The sequence below is a fragment of the Mycobacterium attenuatum genome (assembly GCF_900566085.1).
In the GTDB taxonomy this organism is placed as follows: Bacteria; Actinomycetota; Actinomycetes; order Mycobacteriales; family Mycobacteriaceae; genus Mycobacterium; species Mycobacterium attenuatum.
The window spans coordinates 38,391-54,524 of record NZ_UPHT01000107.1 but is presented as its reverse complement, the minus strand read 5'-3'; the positions used below and the strand labels follow the sequence as shown (position 1 = coordinate 54,524).

The window sequence follows — 16,134 nt, the reverse complement described above, 5'->3', positions numbered from 1 at the left end:
AGCTGGTCATGTGGAACATGGTCGTCGTATCGGCCCCGCGCCGGCATGGGGCTTTTGCCTCAACTTTGTGAATTGCCAAGCGAAGTAGCGCTGCCGGTGAACTGATCGGCGCGGTCGCACCGGCCGAAACGCCGGCCGACTCCGCGGTCACGGCGCCAATCACCACCGCCGGGGCGCGCGAGTTAGTCGGAATCGGCCGGGTCGAGAAGTTGCACTTCCTGCAGATCCATTTCCGCCTGGACTTCGCGCAGCACAATGTCGTCGATCAGGTTCTTGTTGCGCAGCGCGGTGACGGCCTGCCGCTGGTGTTGCAGAACGCCGAGCCGGACGCGCCGAATGAGATCACAGCGCTCCGCCAGGTCGCTGGTCGCGGAATCAACGCCATCGGCCCTGACCAACTCGGCGCGTTCTTCGTACTCGGCGTTGAGGCGTTTGATGATCTCCGGACTGGCGCCGAGCGTGCCGGCGACCTCCGGTAGGGCGTCCAATGCAGCCTCGGCGCTGCGAGTTCGGGCCAGGTGCAGTTCGTCGGCGTGGGTCATATCGTCGGGCAGTCGCGCCCAGCGGACCACCGCGGGCAAGGAGCTGCCCTGGACCAGGACCGTCACCAGAATGACGATCGACACGACAAAGATGATCAGGTTGCGGTCGGGGAACGGTGCGCGGCTTGCAGTGGTCGTCGGGACCGCGAGTGCTGCCGCAAGCGAAACCGCGCCGCGAAATCCCGCCCAGCTGGTGACGCAGCGTTGGGGAAAGGTGACGTTGCGACGAGACTTGTGCATGCAGCGGTCCACCACGCGTCCCAGCAGGGTGGTCAGCTCGACCCACACCACTCGGGTTGCGACGACCACCCCCGCGACCGCCAGTGCCAGGACGGTGGCGCGTCGCAGTCCGCCGCCGACGTCGGAGATGTGGTCGATCGCTCCGGGGATCTGGACGCCGACGAAGACCCACAACGACCCGTTAATGAGGAAAGTCGAGATGTCCCAGAACGCGAAGGACTGCAGGCGGGAACGCGCCCGAATCACCCGCGGACCGGTGTAGGCGAGTACCAGAGCCGAGACCAGGACCGCGACGACGCCACTGCAATGCAACGATTGGGCGAGCAAGAACGCCGCAAACGGCGTCATCATGCTCAGTGCGCCTTCCTCGAGCGGTGCATCAATCCTGCGGCGCAACATGGTCACCAGCCCCCCGACGAGCAGCCCCGCGGCGATCCCGCCCAAATAGGAGGCGACAAAACGGCCGACCAGGGCGGCCGGGCCGATTCCTGGCGCGCCTTCGGCAACCGCCACGGTTACGGCGAAGAGGACCAGCGCGGTTCCGTCGTTGATGAGGCTCTCGCCCTTCAAGACGGTGAGTGTGCGCCGCGGCAACCGTTTGGCCAGACCGGCCACCGCGGCGGCGTCGGTGGGAGAGAGCACGGCACCTAGCACCGCAGCAGCGTGTGACTCCATGCCGAAGGCCCGTGCGGTCCATGACACGGCGACCGCGGTGGCGATGACCAAACCGACGCTGAACATGATGATGACGCGTAGGTTCCAGCGGATTTCACGGAAGCTGGTGTTCAGGCTTTCCCAGTGCAGGATCGCCGGAAGGAATAGCAGCAGCACGATTTCGCCGTCGATCTCGACGCTTCCAAAGCGCGGGATGAGACCCAGCAGCGCGCCCAGCAGAATCAGCAGTACCGGCGGGCCTACCCGGTAGCGCCGCCCCAGAATGGTTCCGGCAACTACCGTGGCTACGAGCGTGACGATGACTACAAGGCCGAACACCAGCCCATCCTCGCTTACGGGCTCATCGGCCCCGCGGCCACGTGGCCCGGACTACGAGCAATCGCAGCAATCCCCACAGTCGCAGCAGTCGCCACAGTCGCAGCAGCAGTCTTCGCCGCAGCAATCACAGCAGCATGCGTCGGTGCAGGTGTTCCAGCATCCCTGCTTGCGGGCGGGCTCCGGATGGGCCACCAGCTCCTCGGGTGCGCCGGGACCCATCGCCTGGTTGCCGGAGTTGATCCCTTCCTGCTCGCCATGCGGTGTCCCGCCGTGCGCGGTGTAACCGGCTCGGTTGAATGTGCGCGATATTGCGCGGCGCACCTCGCGGGTCAGCAACCGTCGGGCCAGACGCCCGTCAGTGAACTCGACGTCGGCCAATGCCAGTTCGATGCCCAGCGCTGCGTCGTCACACACTGCGCGGGCCGCCACAACTGACGTTCCGGTGGCCGCCAACGGATTCCACTTTCGCTGGGCAGCGTCGTCGCGGTAATCCTCGACTGCGTCGAGCACGTGTGCTATGCGCCCGAACAGCCTTCCGGCCTCACGCAGCGGCTCCCGATTGGCCGGCAGGCCAGCCAGCACCGCGGTATGCGCAAACGCCGCGGCGACCGCCGTCTCGGTGGGCTCGGTCACCAGCAGCAGCGAGCTGCCCGGACCCGCCCGACCGACCATTGCCTCGAGTTCGGCTTGCCGGTCGATCGCGGCCACCAGCACGCCGGCGTCGAATCCGAGGGATTGTCCGGCATTGCTACCTTGACGTACCCATCGGTCGGCGACGCGGCGCGCCGCGACGCGCACCGGGGCCGCACCGACCACGCCGTCGCGGTCATCGACGTGATCGCGTACCCGTGCGGCGGCCAGTGCCAAAGACACCACGGCGGCCAGCCGCACGCACTCACCCGTCGCCACATCTGCGCGCCGCATCCCGCGCAATGGGCACGGGCCGGCAGTCCGTCGCGTCGGTTCCACGTCGGACTGCGCCTCGACCAGCACCGAGACCACCAAGCCGTCGTAGTTGGTGGCGATCCGCGCGGCCTGGCCGTAGTCGTCACGCAGCGCCAGGCACAGTCCGCATAACTGGGCTCGCCATGCTGTCGTGAGTTCGCCACCGAGTCGATGACGGCAGGGCCGGATGATGCCAAACACGCGTTGAAGCTACCGGACCAGGGCTGGGCTCGCGTTCGGAAACGCCGGCTCGTTCGGCACCCGAGAACCCGGCCGCGGATCTCGCCATGGCGACTGCAGGCACGGCAAGCAAATGTCCTTGCCGGCCAACGCCATCCCGATCAGGCGACTAGGCTGCAACCCTGATTGTTTGAAGGGCGGTGTCGATGAAGATCAGGCTCATGGTGACCGTCGCCATGGTTGTCTTGTCGGTGGTGTGGGGTTGCCTGGGCTGTGCCAGCAAGGCTCGGCCTCCGGCAACCAAGAGCATCGAAGTGCCGATGGACGACGTGTTGAAGCAAAGCGCTATAGAACGGGACATCACGATGTCGGTCGGTGACACGCTGAAGGTGACGTTGGGGTCGAATTACACGACTCCGTTCCGCTGGGCGGAAGATACGACGATCGGTGACACCACGGTGCTCAAACAGGTCAGCCACCGATATGTGCGGCCCAACACCGACGTGATGGGCGCACCCGGCACCGAGGTGTGGACATTCACCGCACTCAAACCCGGAAACACCACCATTACCACCGGCTACGCCAGCTTCGTGGGTGGCGACAACGCGCCGACCTGTACGTTCACCGCGAAAGTGACTGTGCAATAGCGTATGCCGCACGAGTTGGGCTGACTCGTGCGACGTCGAGTTCGACACCAACGCAGAAAAATTCGGAGTGGACGTCGCGCTGATGTCGGTCTCGGCGAGCGTCGCTCACGCGGGGTGTTCGGTCGTGGTCGGCGGCGTTGACGGCTTGGTGGTCACCGGCGGCGACGAGGGCTTGGTGGTGACCGGCGTTGACGGCTTGGTGGTCACCGGAGGTGACGAGGGCTTGGTGGTGACCGGCGGCGACGAGGGCTTGGTGGTCACCGGCGTGGTTGCGTCCGGGATGCATCGTTCCGGATTATGCCCACAGTGATAGCCAGGTGGGCACTCGACGCAGACATACGTCGGCGAGGGCGGTGTCCCGCCGCCGGGCAGGTCGTCACAGATGCCATCGCCGTTCAGGTCCACGCAGGGGAGTTTCTTTTCTCCCGACGGTACGAGCCAGTCTTTGCCCACGTACTGCACCCAGATCGGCGGGGTAACGCTGCTGCCGAAGATGATGCTGGTCTTGGTGCTTCTCGTAATATGTGGTGTCCCCTGGTACGCCGAGTATCTGATCCACGGCCCGGTATTGCCTGCCACCGCCGGATCGGATTCTTTGTCGAGGTAGTCCGGAGCCGCAATCGCGATGTGCCCATATTCCGTGCGGCCCGGGATGCTATGCGACGACGCCACAACGAACTGACCTGCATTTGCCAGGTCCTTGACCGTAGACCCGGGATCAATACCTACACCGACGAGTTTCCAGCCGCTTCTGGCTGGATTCTTGACCGCTTGCGCGAGAAACTCGTTCATTTTGTCGGCGTTGCGCAGCTTTTCGTCGTAGACCCCGTCATAGTAGCGATCCCTGAAATAGGGAATATCCAAGATTGCTCCGAGGGCGCCCAGATACCAATTGCACGCTTGCAGTGAATAGGGAGCCCACGGCTTCTCGGAAGCGGCGGAAAGGGCATCCGCAAAACCTTGCTTCATCAATTTGTTGGCCAGCTCGATAGCGTCCTGATAGGGAATTTTGCGGCTTTGCTCCCAGGACACCACCACATAACATGCCGCAGGCGGGTGGGCGCTGTGCATGTCGTCCTCGCACTGTCGTGCCGCATCCAGCAACCGACCTGCATGCTTTCGGTCCGCAGCGGGCACCCGTTCTGCATCCGGCGCACCTTTTGTGGGCTCGCAGGCAGCTCCATTTCCGCAATCGTTTGGCTGACGACCGCAGGCAACGGGTATCACCGTGCCGAATACCATCAAAATAACGCCGACCAGCACCACGAACCAGCGCAGCTTCATGCCCCGACTCCGGAAAATCGTGGCATAACTCCTCGACGCCGCATGGGATTGGCGTCCCAGAAAACTGTTCATACAAAACCCCCTGGCGCTTCTGCGCGCCGGTCTACCGCAACACTGCATCAAACACCCGGCACCTGCTAGGGCCTTTGGGCCTCAACGGGTGATTGCAAGCACGGCCTTCCGTGCGGCGTGCCCGCGCTAAGCTACGCAGCAACGCCAGTCGAAAGGTCAAGCGTGATGAGCCCTATCGTAGATTTTCACTTTGACCCTATGTGCCCGTTCGCCCATCAGACCTCGGTGTGGATCCGCGACGTCCGGGCACAGTTGGGCATCATCGTCAACTGGCGGTTCTTCAGCCTCGAGGAGATCAACCGGGTAGCGGGCAAGAAGCACCCGTGGGAGCGCGACTGGTCCTATGGCTGGTCGTTGATGCGTATCGGCGCGCTATTGCGCCGCACCGATATGTCCTTGCTGGACAAGTGGTATGCGGCGATCGGTCATGAATTGCACACGCTTGGCGGCAAACCGCATGACCCCGCCGTTGCGCGGCGCCTGCTGGGCGATATCGGTGCCGACGAGACGATTCTTGATGCGGCCCTTGCCGATCCGACCACCCACGAGGAGATCCGCTCCGAACACCAGCGGGTCGTCGACGCAGGGGGATACGGCGTGCCGACGTTGTTCATCGAGGGCCAATGCCTGTTCGGGCCGGTGCTGGTGGACCCGCCGACCGGACCCGACGCCCTCAAACTGTGGAATGTCGTGATGGGGATGGCCGAACTGCCGCATGTCTACGAGCTGCAGCGGCCGAAGTCTCCGGCCGATGCCGAGCTCATCGCCCAAAGCCTGCGTCCTTACCTCGACGGGCGCGATTGGGTCAGCATCAATCGCGGTGAAGTCGTCGATGTCGATCGCCTTGCCGGACGCACGTCACACCATGGCGATGGGTGAGATTTTGACGCCAATTGCCAAGGCACCGGCCAGTTCTCGGCTGACGTCGTAGTCAAAGACCACATGGCCACTGAGTACGTCGACGTCGCGTTTCGCCCGTTGCAGCGGGTTGCTCAGAAAGTGCGCACTGGCGCCCGACGCCTCGAGCAGGGCGGTGATCACCGCGCGTGATTCCCGCACGATGTGCGCGGCGGCCAGGCGGGCATCGGCGCGGACCGCACGCGGTACCCGCTGTTTTGCAGTCAGGATCTGCTCGATTCCCTCGACGGTGCCCGACAGCAGCCCGTGCAGTGCACGCAGCCGGACACGGGCCTCGGCCAGTCGGGCCTGAGCGGCCGGTCTATCTTTCTGCCGGCCGCCTTCGTAGGCCAGGACGCGTTCGTGGAGTCGCTCGGCGAAGATGGCGGTGACGCGCTCGGCCGCACCCAGCGCTGGCATCGCGGCCACCAGCGCCAGTGCGGGCACCAGCGGCCAGCGGTAGACGGCCGCGTCGTACAGCTGCGCACCCGGAGCGGTGCCGCCGTAGATGTCACTGACCTTGACCAGTCGGTGCTCGGGAACGAAGGCGTCCTCGATGACCAGGTCATTGGAGCCGGTGGCGCGCATCCCGTCGGTTTGCCAGACGTCGACAATCCGGATGTCGCCGGCGGGCACCAAAGCCAGCGCGGGGTAAATCGCGTCCACGTGTTCGGGGGGACCGCAGAGCGCACCGACGATGGTCCAGTTGCCGTCCATCACACCGGTGGCCCACGACCAGCGACCGGACAGCCGAACGCCCCCGTTGACCGCAACCCCCCGCCCGGTGGGTGCCAACGGTGCCGAAGCCAGAAACGGGCGGGAACCAAACCCCTCGCTTTGTGCCCGCTCGTCGAATAGGGCCAGCATCCAGTTGTGCAATGTGTAGAACGCCGCGGTCCAGGCGGTAGCGGCGCAGCCGTGTGCCATCCGGCGCACGGGATCGAAGATCGCTGCGAATTCGGCTTGCTGGCCGCCGTATTGCCTAGGTTTCAGCAGATCGAAGAAACCCGAGTCGACCAACTCAGCGACCGTGGCGGCGGGTAACTGGCGAAGCTCCTCCGCCTCCTGCGCGCGCTGGCTCAGGCGATCCACGAATGCGTCGGTGATACCGGCCGTCATGTGCTGACCATACTGTCTCGGGCGGGCGCGACCGGCTCGGATGACGTCGCTACCCGGTCGGCCGGCTGCCGATTTCCAGTCCCGTCAGCTCGGAGGTGCCGTCGAAAATCACCCGCCCGAACTTGCGCACCACACAATGAAGCCGACCGGCAAGATGCTCGAAGTCGGTGTCGACGTTGCGCCGCTCCGCGGGCAGTGGCACCGGTAAGACGTGCGGGTGGCGGCCGGGGGCGGCACCGTCCAGCCAGATCTGGTACAGCGGCGTGAGCGCTCGGATACGCCATCGGTCTTCGCTGATCTGTGACTGCACCAGCGCCGGCGGTGTCATCCGGATCACCTCATCGCCGAATCGCACCACCACTCCGGTGACGTCCTGGCGGATCGGGCCGAGCTGAAGAAGCCCGCCCGAAAACGCGACGGAAACGTCTGCGCCGTCGAAATCGTGTGCCTGGCCCCACCACCAGCGCTCGGGAAACCCTGCACCCCAGTTGCGTTCGGCGTATAGCCGGGCATCGTCGAATTCCCAGGCGCCGCCGCTGAATTCGACTGTGCCGCTCGCTGTCCCGCCCAGGCGGTAGGGATGCCAGTACTGGTTCAGAAACGGGATCGAGGAGAAGAGCCCGCCGCCCCCAAAAACCTTGGGCCATTGGAACAAGTCGGCGAACCGCAGGTCCAGATGGACGTCGCCAAGGTCGATCCGCAGCTGGTCGGCGCCGGCTGCGAAACTGCCGGCGGGCCCGGTTCCGGCGTGAACCATGAAAGGCGAGGATTCCGCTTCGGCGCCGTCCAAGGCCGCCGATCGCACGATGCCGCCGGGATGCAGCGCTACCGCCACGGTGGCCCAGTCTCCGTCCGGGTGCCGGTTGACGCTGCACAGTCCCACCACGACACGATCCGAGGCGCTGTCGGTGAGGCGCCAGAACCAGCCCTCCATTTCGCAGCCATGGGAGGGCAGCGGATCACCGAAGGGCAGGTCGGCGCCGGTGCTGCGATAGGCGTCGACCAGCCGCTTGGCGATACCCTCGGCTGCCCAGCGTAGGTATGCGGCGGTCATCGGTGCCGCTTCGCGTAGATCTCGGCCAGGAACTGCTCGACGGCGATCGCGGCACGCGCCGCCCGGACCGAGCCGAAGATGTCGAAAGCATGCTGGGTAAGCGGCAGTTCGGCGTACACGACGGGCTGGGTGCTGACGTCGCGAAGGGCCGCGACGAACGCGCGTGCCTGCTCGACGGGCACCAGCGAGTCATTGCGGCCGTGCAGCACGAAGAACGGCGGAGCATCCGCGGAAACATGGTTGACCGGTGAGGCGGTGGTAAACGGCTCCAGGCCGGCCGCGGGGCGTTGTTTGAGAACGGATTTCACGAGTAGCGCCGGCATCATCGGATGCATCGCATCGTCGAAGCGGGTGAAGTCGTAGACACCGTAGAACGGAACCGCCGCCTGGACCCGGGTATCGGCGTCTTCAAATCCCGGCTGAAACTGCGGATCGTTGGGTGTCAGCGCCGCCAGCGACGACAGGTGACCGCCGGCGGAGCCGCCGGTGATGGCGATGAAGTCCGGGTCGCCCCCGTACTCGCTGATGTGTTCTTTGACCCAGGCCAGGGCGCGCTTGACGTCGACGATGTGATCGGGCCACGTGTTGCGCGGGCTGTGCCGGTAGTTGATGGCCACGCTGATCCAGCCCAGTTCGGCCAGGTGGCTCATCAAGGGATGGGCCTGTCCGCGCTTGTTTCCGGTCGTCCAGGCGCCGCCATGGATTTGGAACAGCACCGGCGCCTTGCCGGAACGATCGAGATCCGGGCGTCGCCAGATATCGAGGTGATTGGCCCGACCGTACTCCCCGTAGCTGATGTCGCCGTCGTGGGCGTAGTCGCGGTAGATCCGCAGCATGCGCAGTGGGCCAGGAGTCTTGGCGGTGCCACCGCCGGCCGCGCGGCGCCACAAGCCGTCCGAATCGGTGCGGCGACCGGTCCCCAGACCGCTGTCCAATGCGGCCGCGAGCGGGACGTTGGCTCGATGGCCTGAGCGGCTGAAGTTCAGCAGCCCCGCCGCCGAGATGGCCGCCACCAGCCACGAGATCGCCCGTACCGGTCGGGTCAGGCGGCGGGCTGTCAAGGCCAGCCCCCCGACCTGGCTGGCCAGTGTCGGCAACGGAAACTCCGTGACCACCAGACCGAAAATCCACGACCACAGCGACGGAAACCCGTTGCGTGCCAACGGTCTATATGCATTGAGTGTGGAGGTCGCGGTTACCGCCGCCACCGCCAGGGCGCCGATTTGCCGGATGACGTGGATGACCTGAGCTCTGCCCATGGGGCCACCTTACTTAGCTCGCCTTCTGACCGCTTGTCAGGCAGCCCCTGACGTCCTAAGCTTGTCAGGAGAACCTGACAGATGGGGATGACGATGAGTCCGCAAACTCCGGCAACCGCGCAGATCTGGTGCTCTTTCTGCGGCAAGTCGAACACCGAGGTGGGCAAGCTCGTGGCCGGTCCGGGAGTGCAGATCTGCGACGAGTGCGTCGGGGTAGCCGAGGCGATTATGGCTAAGTACCGCGACCAGCCCGCCGAGCTTCGCTTGCCGGTGTGGGAGTCCATGAGCGACAAGCAGATGCTCGCCCATATTCCGCGCATGGCAGTGGTGGCCCGGCAAGTCGAGACCGATCTGCGTTTTTGGGTGGCCGAGCTTCGTCGCCGTGGCGTGACGTGGTCGAGAATTGGTGCGGCTCTTGGTATCACCCGGCAGTCCGCATGGGAAAGATTCTCCGGAGAACAGTAGGTCCCGCGCCGCCGGGTGGGCGTAGCATCGGTTCTGGCTCAGCACCTATGCGCCAGGGACAGACATGAGCGACATCGACCACTGGGACCGCAGCCTGACCGAGCACGTCATCACGCTGACCCGGCCGATCGTCAGGCGGTATTTCCGTTCCGAGGTGCGTGGTTTGGGCAATATCCCGCCTGGCGCGTCCCTGGTGGTCTCCAACCATTCCGGCGGCCTGGTTTCGGTCGACCTGTCGGTGTTCGCCGTGGGCTATTACGACAAGTACGGCTACGACCGCCCGCTGTACGCGCTGGGCTTCGACACCTTGTTCGCCGGCCCGGCCGGCGAGTTCTTCAAGCGCACCGGGGTGATCCGCGCGACGCGCGACAACGCCGCCAAGGCATTGGCCGCCGGCGCCGTCGTGCTGGTATTTCCCGGCGGCGACTTCGACGTCTATCGGCCCACGCTGCGGGAGAACGTCATCGACTTCGGTGGCCGAACCGGCTATGTGAGCACCGCCGTCGCGGCAAAGGCGCCGATCGTGCCCGCCGTCTCCATCGGCGGCCAGGAAGGCCAGTTCTTCCTGACTCGCGGCAGACGACTGGTCCGCGCGCTGGGACTTACCACGTTGGAGCGCAAGCTGTTCCGTACGAACATCCTGCCGGTGACCTTCGGCTTCCCGTTCGGGCTCAGCATTGTCGCCCCGGTCAACATGCCGCTGCCCACCAAGATCGTCGCCGAGGTGCTGCCGCCGGTCGACGTCGCCGAGCAATTCGGCGACGCTCCTGACGTCAAAGAGGTCGACGCGCACGTGCGGCAGGTGATGCAGCGGGCGCTCGACAAGCTGGCCGCCCAGCGGCACTTCCCGATCCTGGGCTGATACCTGCGGCGCCCAGCCGTCCTAGCGCCTCGGCCGTAACCTCGCCGGGTCCACCATCCCGGACTGTGCCAGCGCGTCGTCAATGAACCGCTGTACCGGCCGGGAGCGGAAGAAACCGGTATGACCGCCTTGGTACCAATGGATCTCCGGTTTGCCCCAGTGCTCCCAGAGGCGGTTGACCTGGTCACGGGGGTGCACCAGCCGATCGGCAACGCCGGCATAGATGAACCGGCCCTCCATCCGGACACGGGGAGTCAAGGCCAGCGGCGAGATCATCCGGCCGATAGGCCGGGCCGACTTCATTGTCTGACGCAGGTGACGCTGGCCGCTGAGGCCGGCGTGGCGGCCGACCAGCTCCACCAGATCGACGGCAGGCACACCTAGGATCGCGCACGTGAGTTCGTTGTCGAGGCTGGCGACCAGCGAACTGATGAGACCTCCCAGGGATATCCCGTTGAGGCCGATCATCGAGTCGGGCTGTTGCGCACGGATCCAGGACAGCAGACGCCGGATGTCCCACACCGCCTGGGCCGCGCCATGAGCCGCATCGAGCACATTCTCGCTGGGAAACGCGGCGCCGTTTGGCCGACCGCGTGCACGCGGCCCGTGCAGGGGCAACACCGGCAGCACGACGTTGAGATCGAGGTTGCGATACAGATACCAGGCGTGAAACAGCATCAGGTCGAGCCCGGCCCGTCCCATCTCCGCACCGTGCACACAGACCAGCCATGGCCGCGGCCGGCGGTGGCGCAACATCAAGGCGTACTCGCGGTTGTTACCCGGGTAGCTCAGCCATCGGTCACGGCCGGGTTCGCCGGGGTGGGGCTCATAGCCGCTGTCGAATGAGAGGCGCTGATAGCTGCGCCCCATGCGATCTACGCGTTTGACGGAGACCTCGGTCAGGGGCGGGGGTGCGGCGAAGAACCCCTCGGGGTTGGCCAGCCAGCCGTTGTCTTCATAGATCTCAAGTGCGGCAAGCACTTCTCGATCGATCCGCTCCAATGATGAGGCGCTGGGCACCGACCTCAGCAGGCCGAAGCCGGTCAGCAGGATTTCGTCGCGGAACGCCTGCGCCGCGAGCGCGATCGTGGGCCGGGCCACCGGCAGTTCGTCGGGCTGGCGGTCCAGATAGGCGCCCCAGGACCGCGCATAGAAGCCGCTGGTGCGCGTGATCGGGCCCAGCACCTGTAGCAGCGGATGTGCGCTGTCGCGGCGCCGGTCTGTCTGGTCGATGTCCGGCATCTCGTCTGTAACCCTGTTTCGTGCGATCTGGCCTTTTCGATCAGCCTAAGACCCAGGGTACGGTAACCCTGCAGCGCAGGGCCTTTCGCAGGGAGTTGCGGGGGTTAGGTCCGGCTCTAGGTCGCCTCGGCCTTGCGAGGCAGCTCCACGACCGCCGCGGGGTCGTTCTCGGTCATTCCGACCTTCGACGCGCCCCCCGGCGAACCGAGCTCGGCAAAGAAGTCGGCGTTGATCTGCTGGTACTCGCTCCACTCGCCGGGTAGGTCTTCCTCGTAGTAGATCGACTCCACCGGACACACCGGTTCGCACGCGCCGCAGTCGACACACTCGTCGGGGTGGATGTAGAGCATCCGAGCGCCCTCATAGATGCAATCGACCGGGCATTCCTCGATGCAGGCCTTGTCCTTGATGTCGACGCAGGGTTCGGCAATCACATATGCCACAATCATTCTCCTTCTTGATAGCCGCCAATGCGAAGCAATTCCGGCACGCTTGCAACCTTGACCCGCGGGCGTTGTTGCGCGGCACCGGCTTCCCGCTCGAAGCGGTCGATCAGCTGCCAGTGTGCGGCGCTGACCAGCTGCGGCTGCCGCGAGGCCAGCCACTGGGCGAGTTGGTCGGCACGATCCTCGGCGGGGTTTGGGGTGCCGGGGCCGGCGGCCAGGTCCGCGAGCAGGGTATCGACGGTCTCCTGGGCGTCCTTTTTGTTGGTGCCGATCACCCCGCTCGGCCCGCGCTTGATCCAGCCGACGACGTATTCGTTTCGGCTGTCCGCGATCCGGCCGTCGGTGTGTGGGATGGTGGCGCTCTTACTGTCGAAGGGCAGCCCTGGCGTGGCGAGACCGCGATAGCCCACCGACCGCACCACCAACTGGGCCGGCAGTTCTTCACGTGTGCCGGTGTCCTTGGCCACTATTCGCCCGCCGGCGTCGCTGACCAGTTCGTTGCTGCCGAGCACGATGCTTTCCACCTTGTCGTTCCCTGTGATTTCGATGGGAGACGTCAAGAACCGCAACACGATCCGGCGGTGTCCGGGCCGGGGCGCACGGGTGGCGTAGTCGCGCAGCACCTTGATGTTCTGCTTGGCAACCTTGCCGGCGGCCGTCGCGTCGTCGTCGCTGATGCCCTCCAGCTGGGCGGGGTCGACGACGACGTCGACTCCCTCGAGCTCGCCCAGCTCGCGCAATTCCAGGGTGGTGAACGCGCTTTGCAGCGGACCGCGCCGGCCGATGATCACCACTTCCTCGATAGTGCCGCCGCGCAACGCCGTCAATGCATGATCGGCGATGTCGGTGACTGCAAGCACGTCGGGCTCGGTTACCAGGATGCGGGCCACGTCGACCGCGACGTTGCCGTTGCCCACCACGACGGCGCGGGGTCCCGACAGGTCGGGGGACATCTGCTCGAAGTGCGGGTGCGCGTTGTACCAGCCGACGAAATCGACCGCGGCGACGCTTCCCGGCAGCTCTTCGCCGGGGATGCCCAGGGGCCGGTCAGATTGGGTGCCGACGGCGTAGATCACGGCGTCGTAGCGCTCAGCGAGTTCTGCGGCCTGGACATGGCGGCCGACCGTGATGTTGCCGAAAAACCGGAATCGGGGATCTTCGGCGGTCTTTTCGAACTGCTGACTGACCGATTTGATCTTGGGGTGATCGGGTGCCACACCGGAACGCACCAAACCCCATGGCGTGGGCAGCATTTCCAGCATGTCGACTGCCACCTCGATCTGCTCGGCGGCGTCGGCGGCTTTCAACAGCGACGCCGCGGCAAAGAATCCCGACGGACCGGAACCCACAATCGCTACGTGATATGGACGGGTCATGATTCTCATGGTTCTCGTCTGCACGGGGCCGGGGTAGAGGTTTCGATGTTGTGTTGTCACAAACAATGGTTGTGTCGTCGTTTTCGTGGTTTCATCAAGCATGCCGCTCAGTTACCGCATGCCCGAACTCGCCTCGTTCGAGATCTTTCTGGCGATCGCTGAGACGGGCAGCCTCGGTGGTGCCGCCCGCGAACTCGGGTTGACGCAACAGGCCGTGTCGAAACGGCTCGCGGCGATGGAAGCCCAGGTCGGTGTGACGCTGGCCGTCCGGACGACTCGTGGTTCACAACTCACTCCGGCCGGCGTGGTGGTCGCCGAATGGGCTGCGCGCCTGCTTGACGTCGCGAACGAGGTCGACGCGGGCCTGGGGGCCCTGCGTAAGGAGGGGCGCGAGCGAATCAAGGTGGTGGCCAGCCAGACGATCGCCGAACAGCTGATGCCGCACTGGTTGCTGTCGTTACAGGACGCGGCCCGGCGGCGCGGTTCCAGCGCCCCGCAAGTGATATTGACGGCTACCAACAGCGAGCACGCGATCGCCGCGGTTCGCGGTGGCACCGCCGATCTCGGGTTCGTCGAAAACCCGGGGCCGCCAAAAGGATTAGGCAGCTGTGTGGTGGGCCATGACGAGCTGGTGATCGTGGTGCCGCCAGGTCACAAGTGGACTCGGCGGGCGCAGCCGGTGAGCGCGCGCGAACTCGCGCAAACACCCTTGGTAACTCGCGAACCGCGTTCAGGCATCCGCGATTCGCTGACGGTGGCGCTACGCCAGGTGTTGGGCGACGACGCGCAGCAAGCGCCGCCCGTGCTCGAATTGTCCTCCGCCGCGGCCATGCGGGCCGCGGTGCTGGCCTGCGCCGGGCCAGCGGCCATGAGCCGGCTGGCAGTTGCCGACGACCTCGCGGTCGGCCGATTGAGCGCAGTTGCGGTGCCGGAATTGGATCTGCGCCGCCAGTTCCGGGCCATCTGGGTGGGCGGGCGCACCCCACCCGCCGGAGCCATCCGGGAGCTGCTCAGCCATATCCGCTCCGGGTAGGAACGAAAGCTAGGCCGCGGCGTGGTGAGCCAGCGCCTGGTCGTAGCGGTCGAGCAGCGTCTCGGCCACCAGCCGGTGCGCGCCCAGCGGTTGCGCCATCGGAATACCGTTGTCGCGCGCGTAGTTTGACACCCGGTCGGTGATGAGCCCGGGTGCCAGGAACCACGGTGCGATGACCAGCCGGCGGGCGCCGCGGCGCCGCAACTGTGCGACCGCGTCGGCCACCGACGGTTGCGGCCGGGTGGCAAAGGCGATAGCGGTCCCGGTCCAGCGGGTGCCGGCGGCCAGCGTGGCGGCCACTTGCGCGGTGCGTGCATTCGCCGCGGTGTTCGATGAGCCGATCGCGACCACCACCACACCCAGGTCCCGGTCCAGCGGCGAAACGTCGAGTGCTGCCAGGCGTTCGCGCAGTACCGATATCAGACGATCGTCTTCACCGAGCACGTCGGCCTGACGGACGCCGTGCGCACCGGCGCGCGTTATCTGGGTGGGGATGTCGCGGCGTGCGTGGTATGCGCTGGCCAGCAGCAGGGGAGTGACGACGGCCGGACGGCCGTTGGGCAATTCACTGAGCACCTCGACGAAGCTGGGCTCGGCCAGTTCCAAGAAGGCCGGCCGCACGTCGAGTCCGGTCCGCATGCGGGTGAGTTCGGCTACGAGGGCCCGGGCGTTGGCCGCCGATCGCGGATCTTTGCTGCCGTGTGCGGTGAGGACCAGTGTGCTCATGACGCGTGCAACCCGCATTCGGTCTTGGCCATCCCCTGCCAGCGGCCACTGCGGGGGTCGGCCCCGGCGACCGGTTTGGTGGTGCACGGGGCGCAGCCGATCGACGGGTAGCCCTCGTCGACGAGCGGGTTGACCAGCACGCCGTTCTGCTGGATGTAGGTCTCCACTTCCTCGTCTGTCCACGCGACCAGCGGGTTGACCTTCACCAGTCCGAACGCCTCGTCGAAGCTGATCAGCGGGGCGTTGGCGCGGGTGGCCGCCTCCACGCGGCGGATGCCGGTGACCCAGGCCGAATAGCCGCGCAACACCTTGGTCAGCGGGACGACCTTGCGCAGCCGGCAGCACTCGTTGGGGTTGCTGACGAACAGATCCTTACCCAGCAGCTCGTCCTGCTCGGTCACCGTGTGTTCGGGGGTGACGTTGAGGACCCGGATGTCGTAGACGGATTCGACCGCGTCGCGGGTCCCGAGGGTTTCGGGGAAGTGATAGCCGGTGTCGAGGAAGATCACCGGCACGCCCGAGCGCACTTTGGAGGCCATGTCGACCAACACGGCGTCTTGCATGTTGGAGGCGACCACGTAGTTGCAGGTGGCCCAGCCCCTGGGGCCGTTGACGCCGCCGAAGTGGGCGTCGGTCCAGCGCAGCACGTCGGTGGCGCTGGCGCCGTCCAGTTCTTCGGCACCGCGGGCAGCCAGTTCACGTAGCTGCGATTCGGTATAACTCATCTCGTCGTCCTCCGCTCGTTTCGGGTG

General features: G+C 65.8%; 15 protein-coding genes and 1 pseudogene. 5 read left to right on the top strand and 11 right to left on the bottom strand.

The genetic code is table 11. From position 1 onward, the window contains the following. Positions 1-182 precede the first annotated feature (182 nt). Together EET13_RS17815 and EET13_RS17810 are read right to left on the bottom strand one after the other, a co-directional pair. Positions 183-1,775, bottom strand: coding sequence for a Na+/H+ antiporter (locus EET13_RS17815; protein ID WP_122443520.1), 1,593 nt, complete (start codon positions 1,773-1,775; stop codon positions 183-185). Positions 1,776-1,826: 51 nt separating this feature from the next. Further along, positions 1,827-2,921 (bottom strand): DUF5685 family protein, encoded by a 1,095-nt coding sequence (locus EET13_RS17810; RefSeq protein WP_122443519.1) that lies wholly within the window; start codon positions 2,919-2,921, stop codon positions 1,827-1,829. A 185-nt stretch (positions 2,922-3,106) separates the two neighbouring features. Here EET13_RS17810 and EET13_RS17805 point away from each other — a divergent pair, with 185 nt between their 5' ends. Beyond that, a complete protein-coding gene (locus EET13_RS17805; RefSeq protein WP_122443518.1) occupies positions 3,107-3,547 on the top strand; it encodes a protease inhibitor I42 family protein in 441 nt (146 codons plus the stop codon). A gap of 105 nt (positions 3,548-3,652) precedes the next feature. Here EET13_RS17805 and EET13_RS17800 read toward each other — a convergent pair whose 3' ends face one another. Further along, positions 3,653-4,831, bottom strand: a complete 1,179-nt coding sequence (locus EET13_RS17800; RefSeq protein ID WP_122443517.1) for a hypothetical protein — start codon at positions 4,829-4,831, stop codon at positions 3,653-3,655. A 237-nt stretch (positions 4,832-5,068) separates the two neighbouring features. Between EET13_RS17800 and EET13_RS17795 the strand changes: the two genes are divergently transcribed. Further along, positions 5,069-5,782 (top strand): mycothiol-dependent nitroreductase Rv2466c family protein, encoded by a 714-nt coding sequence (locus EET13_RS17795; RefSeq protein WP_122443516.1) that lies wholly within the window; start codon positions 5,069-5,071, stop codon positions 5,780-5,782. On the opposite strand, the gene EET13_RS17790 is transcribed toward EET13_RS17795, so the two are convergent. The 3 genes from EET13_RS17790 to EET13_RS17780 are packed head-to-tail and all read right to left on the bottom strand — an operon-like array spanning position 5,762 to position 9,232. Continuing rightward, on the bottom strand, positions 5,762-6,919 hold the full coding sequence (locus EET13_RS17790) for an acyl-CoA dehydrogenase family protein (RefSeq protein WP_122443515.1): 1,158 nt from the start codon (positions 6,917-6,919) through the stop codon (positions 5,762-5,764). The two genes, EET13_RS17795 and EET13_RS17790, sit on opposite strands and share 21 nt — an antisense overlap. A 49-nt stretch (positions 6,920-6,968) precedes the next feature. Continuing rightward, positions 6,969-7,973, bottom strand: coding sequence for a tocopherol cyclase family protein (locus EET13_RS17785; protein ID WP_122443514.1), 1,005 nt, complete (start codon positions 7,971-7,973; stop codon positions 6,969-6,971). Beyond that, positions 7,970-9,232 carry an alpha/beta hydrolase gene (locus tag EET13_RS17780; RefSeq protein WP_122443513.1) on the bottom strand — a complete coding sequence of 421 codons (1,263 nt, stop codon included), beginning with the start codon at positions 9,230-9,232 and terminating at the stop codon, positions 7,970-7,972. Before EET13_RS17780 ends, EET13_RS17785 begins: the two co-directional genes overlap by 4 nt. Positions 9,233-9,325: 93 nt before the next feature. Here EET13_RS17780 and EET13_RS32855 point away from each other — a divergent pair. After that, positions 9,326-9,443 (top strand): annotated as a pseudogene (locus EET13_RS32855) (ClpX C4-type zinc finger protein); the annotation flags it as partial. Between the two features lie 318 nt (positions 9,444-9,761). Then, positions 9,762-10,559 carry a 1-acyl-sn-glycerol-3-phosphate acyltransferase gene (locus EET13_RS17770; RefSeq protein ID WP_122443512.1) on the top strand — a complete coding sequence of 266 codons (798 nt, stop codon included), beginning with the start codon at positions 9,762-9,764 and terminating at the stop codon, positions 10,557-10,559. 21 nt (positions 10,560-10,580) lie between these two features. On the opposite strand, the gene EET13_RS17765 is transcribed toward EET13_RS17770, so the two are convergent. The 3 genes from EET13_RS17765 to EET13_RS17755 form a co-directional block, all read right to left on the bottom strand. Continuing rightward, positions 10,581-11,801: an alpha/beta hydrolase family protein gene (locus EET13_RS17765; protein WP_122443511.1), complete on the bottom strand. Its 1,221-nt coding sequence runs from the start codon at positions 11,799-11,801 to the stop codon at positions 10,581-10,583. A gap of 116 nt (positions 11,802-11,917) precedes the next feature. Next, positions 11,918-12,244, bottom strand: a complete 327-nt coding sequence (fdxA, locus tag EET13_RS17760) for a ferredoxin (protein ID WP_122443537.1) — start codon at positions 12,242-12,244, stop codon at positions 11,918-11,920. Positions 12,245-12,246: 2 nt separating this feature from the next. Next, positions 12,247-13,623 (bottom strand): FAD-dependent oxidoreductase, encoded by a 1,377-nt coding sequence (locus EET13_RS17755; RefSeq protein ID WP_244603973.1) that lies wholly within the window; start codon positions 13,621-13,623, stop codon positions 12,247-12,249. 100 nt (positions 13,624-13,723) lie between these two features. On the opposite strand from EET13_RS17755, the gene EET13_RS17750 reads away from it, so the two are divergent. Further along, positions 13,724-14,656: a LysR family transcriptional regulator gene (locus EET13_RS17750; RefSeq protein ID WP_122443509.1), complete on the top strand. Its 933-nt coding sequence runs from the start codon at positions 13,724-13,726 to the stop codon at positions 14,654-14,656. A gap of 9 nt (positions 14,657-14,665) precedes the next feature. Here EET13_RS17750 and EET13_RS17745 read toward each other — a convergent pair whose 3' ends face one another. Both EET13_RS17745 and EET13_RS17740 read right to left on the bottom strand, forming a co-directional pair. After that, a complete protein-coding gene (locus tag EET13_RS17745; RefSeq protein WP_122443508.1) occupies positions 14,666-15,382 on the bottom strand; it encodes a sirohydrochlorin chelatase in 717 nt (238 codons plus the stop codon). Next, positions 15,379-16,107, bottom strand: coding sequence for a phosphoadenylyl-sulfate reductase (locus EET13_RS17740; protein ID WP_122443507.1), 729 nt, complete (start codon positions 16,105-16,107; stop codon positions 15,379-15,381). The genes EET13_RS17745 and EET13_RS17740 overlap by 4 nt, the downstream gene beginning before the upstream one ends. Between the last annotated feature and the right edge of the window lie 27 nt (positions 16,108-16,134).

Bases quoted from the DNA above. Each gene is read 5' to 3' on its own strand.
- EET13_RS17800 (WP_122443517.1), bottom strand. From the start codon at position 4,831: ATGAAGCTGCGCTGGTTCGTGGTGCTGGTCGGCGTTATTTTGATGGTA.
- EET13_RS17790 (WP_122443515.1), bottom strand. From the start codon at position 6,919: ATGACGGCCGGTATCACCGACGCATTCGTGGATCGCCTGAGCCAGCGC.
- EET13_RS17750 (WP_122443509.1), top strand. From the start codon at position 13,724: ATGCCGCTCAGTTACCGCATGCCCGAACTCGCCTCGTTCGAGATCTTT.
- EET13_RS17765 (WP_122443511.1), bottom strand. From the start codon at position 11,801: ATGCCGGACATCGACCAGACAGACCGGCGCCGCGACAGCGCACATCCG.
- EET13_RS17785 (WP_122443514.1), bottom strand. From the start codon at position 7,973: ATGACCGCCGCATACCTACGCTGGGCAGCCGAGGGTATCGCCAAGCGG.
- EET13_RS17805 (WP_122443518.1), top strand. From the start codon at position 3,107: ATGAAGATCAGGCTCATGGTGACCGTCGCCATGGTTGTCTTGTCGGTG.
- EET13_RS17740 (WP_122443507.1), bottom strand. From the start codon at position 16,107: ATGAGTTATACCGAATCGCAGCTACGTGAACTGGCTGCCCGCGGTGCC.
- EET13_RS17770 (WP_122443512.1), top strand. From the start codon at position 9,762: ATGAGCGACATCGACCACTGGGACCGCAGCCTGACCGAGCACGTCATC.
- EET13_RS17755 (WP_244603973.1), bottom strand. From the start codon at position 13,623: ATGACCCGTCCATATCACGTAGCGATTGTGGGTTCCGGTCCGTCGGGA.
- EET13_RS17745 (WP_122443508.1), bottom strand. From the start codon at position 15,382: ATGAGCACACTGGTCCTCACCGCACACGGCAGCAAAGATCCGCGATCG.
- EET13_RS17795 (WP_122443516.1), top strand. From the start codon at position 5,069: ATGAGCCCTATCGTAGATTTTCACTTTGACCCTATGTGCCCGTTCGCC.
- EET13_RS17780 (WP_122443513.1), bottom strand. From the start codon at position 9,232: ATGGGCAGAGCTCAGGTCATCCACGTCATCCGGCAAATCGGCGCCCTG.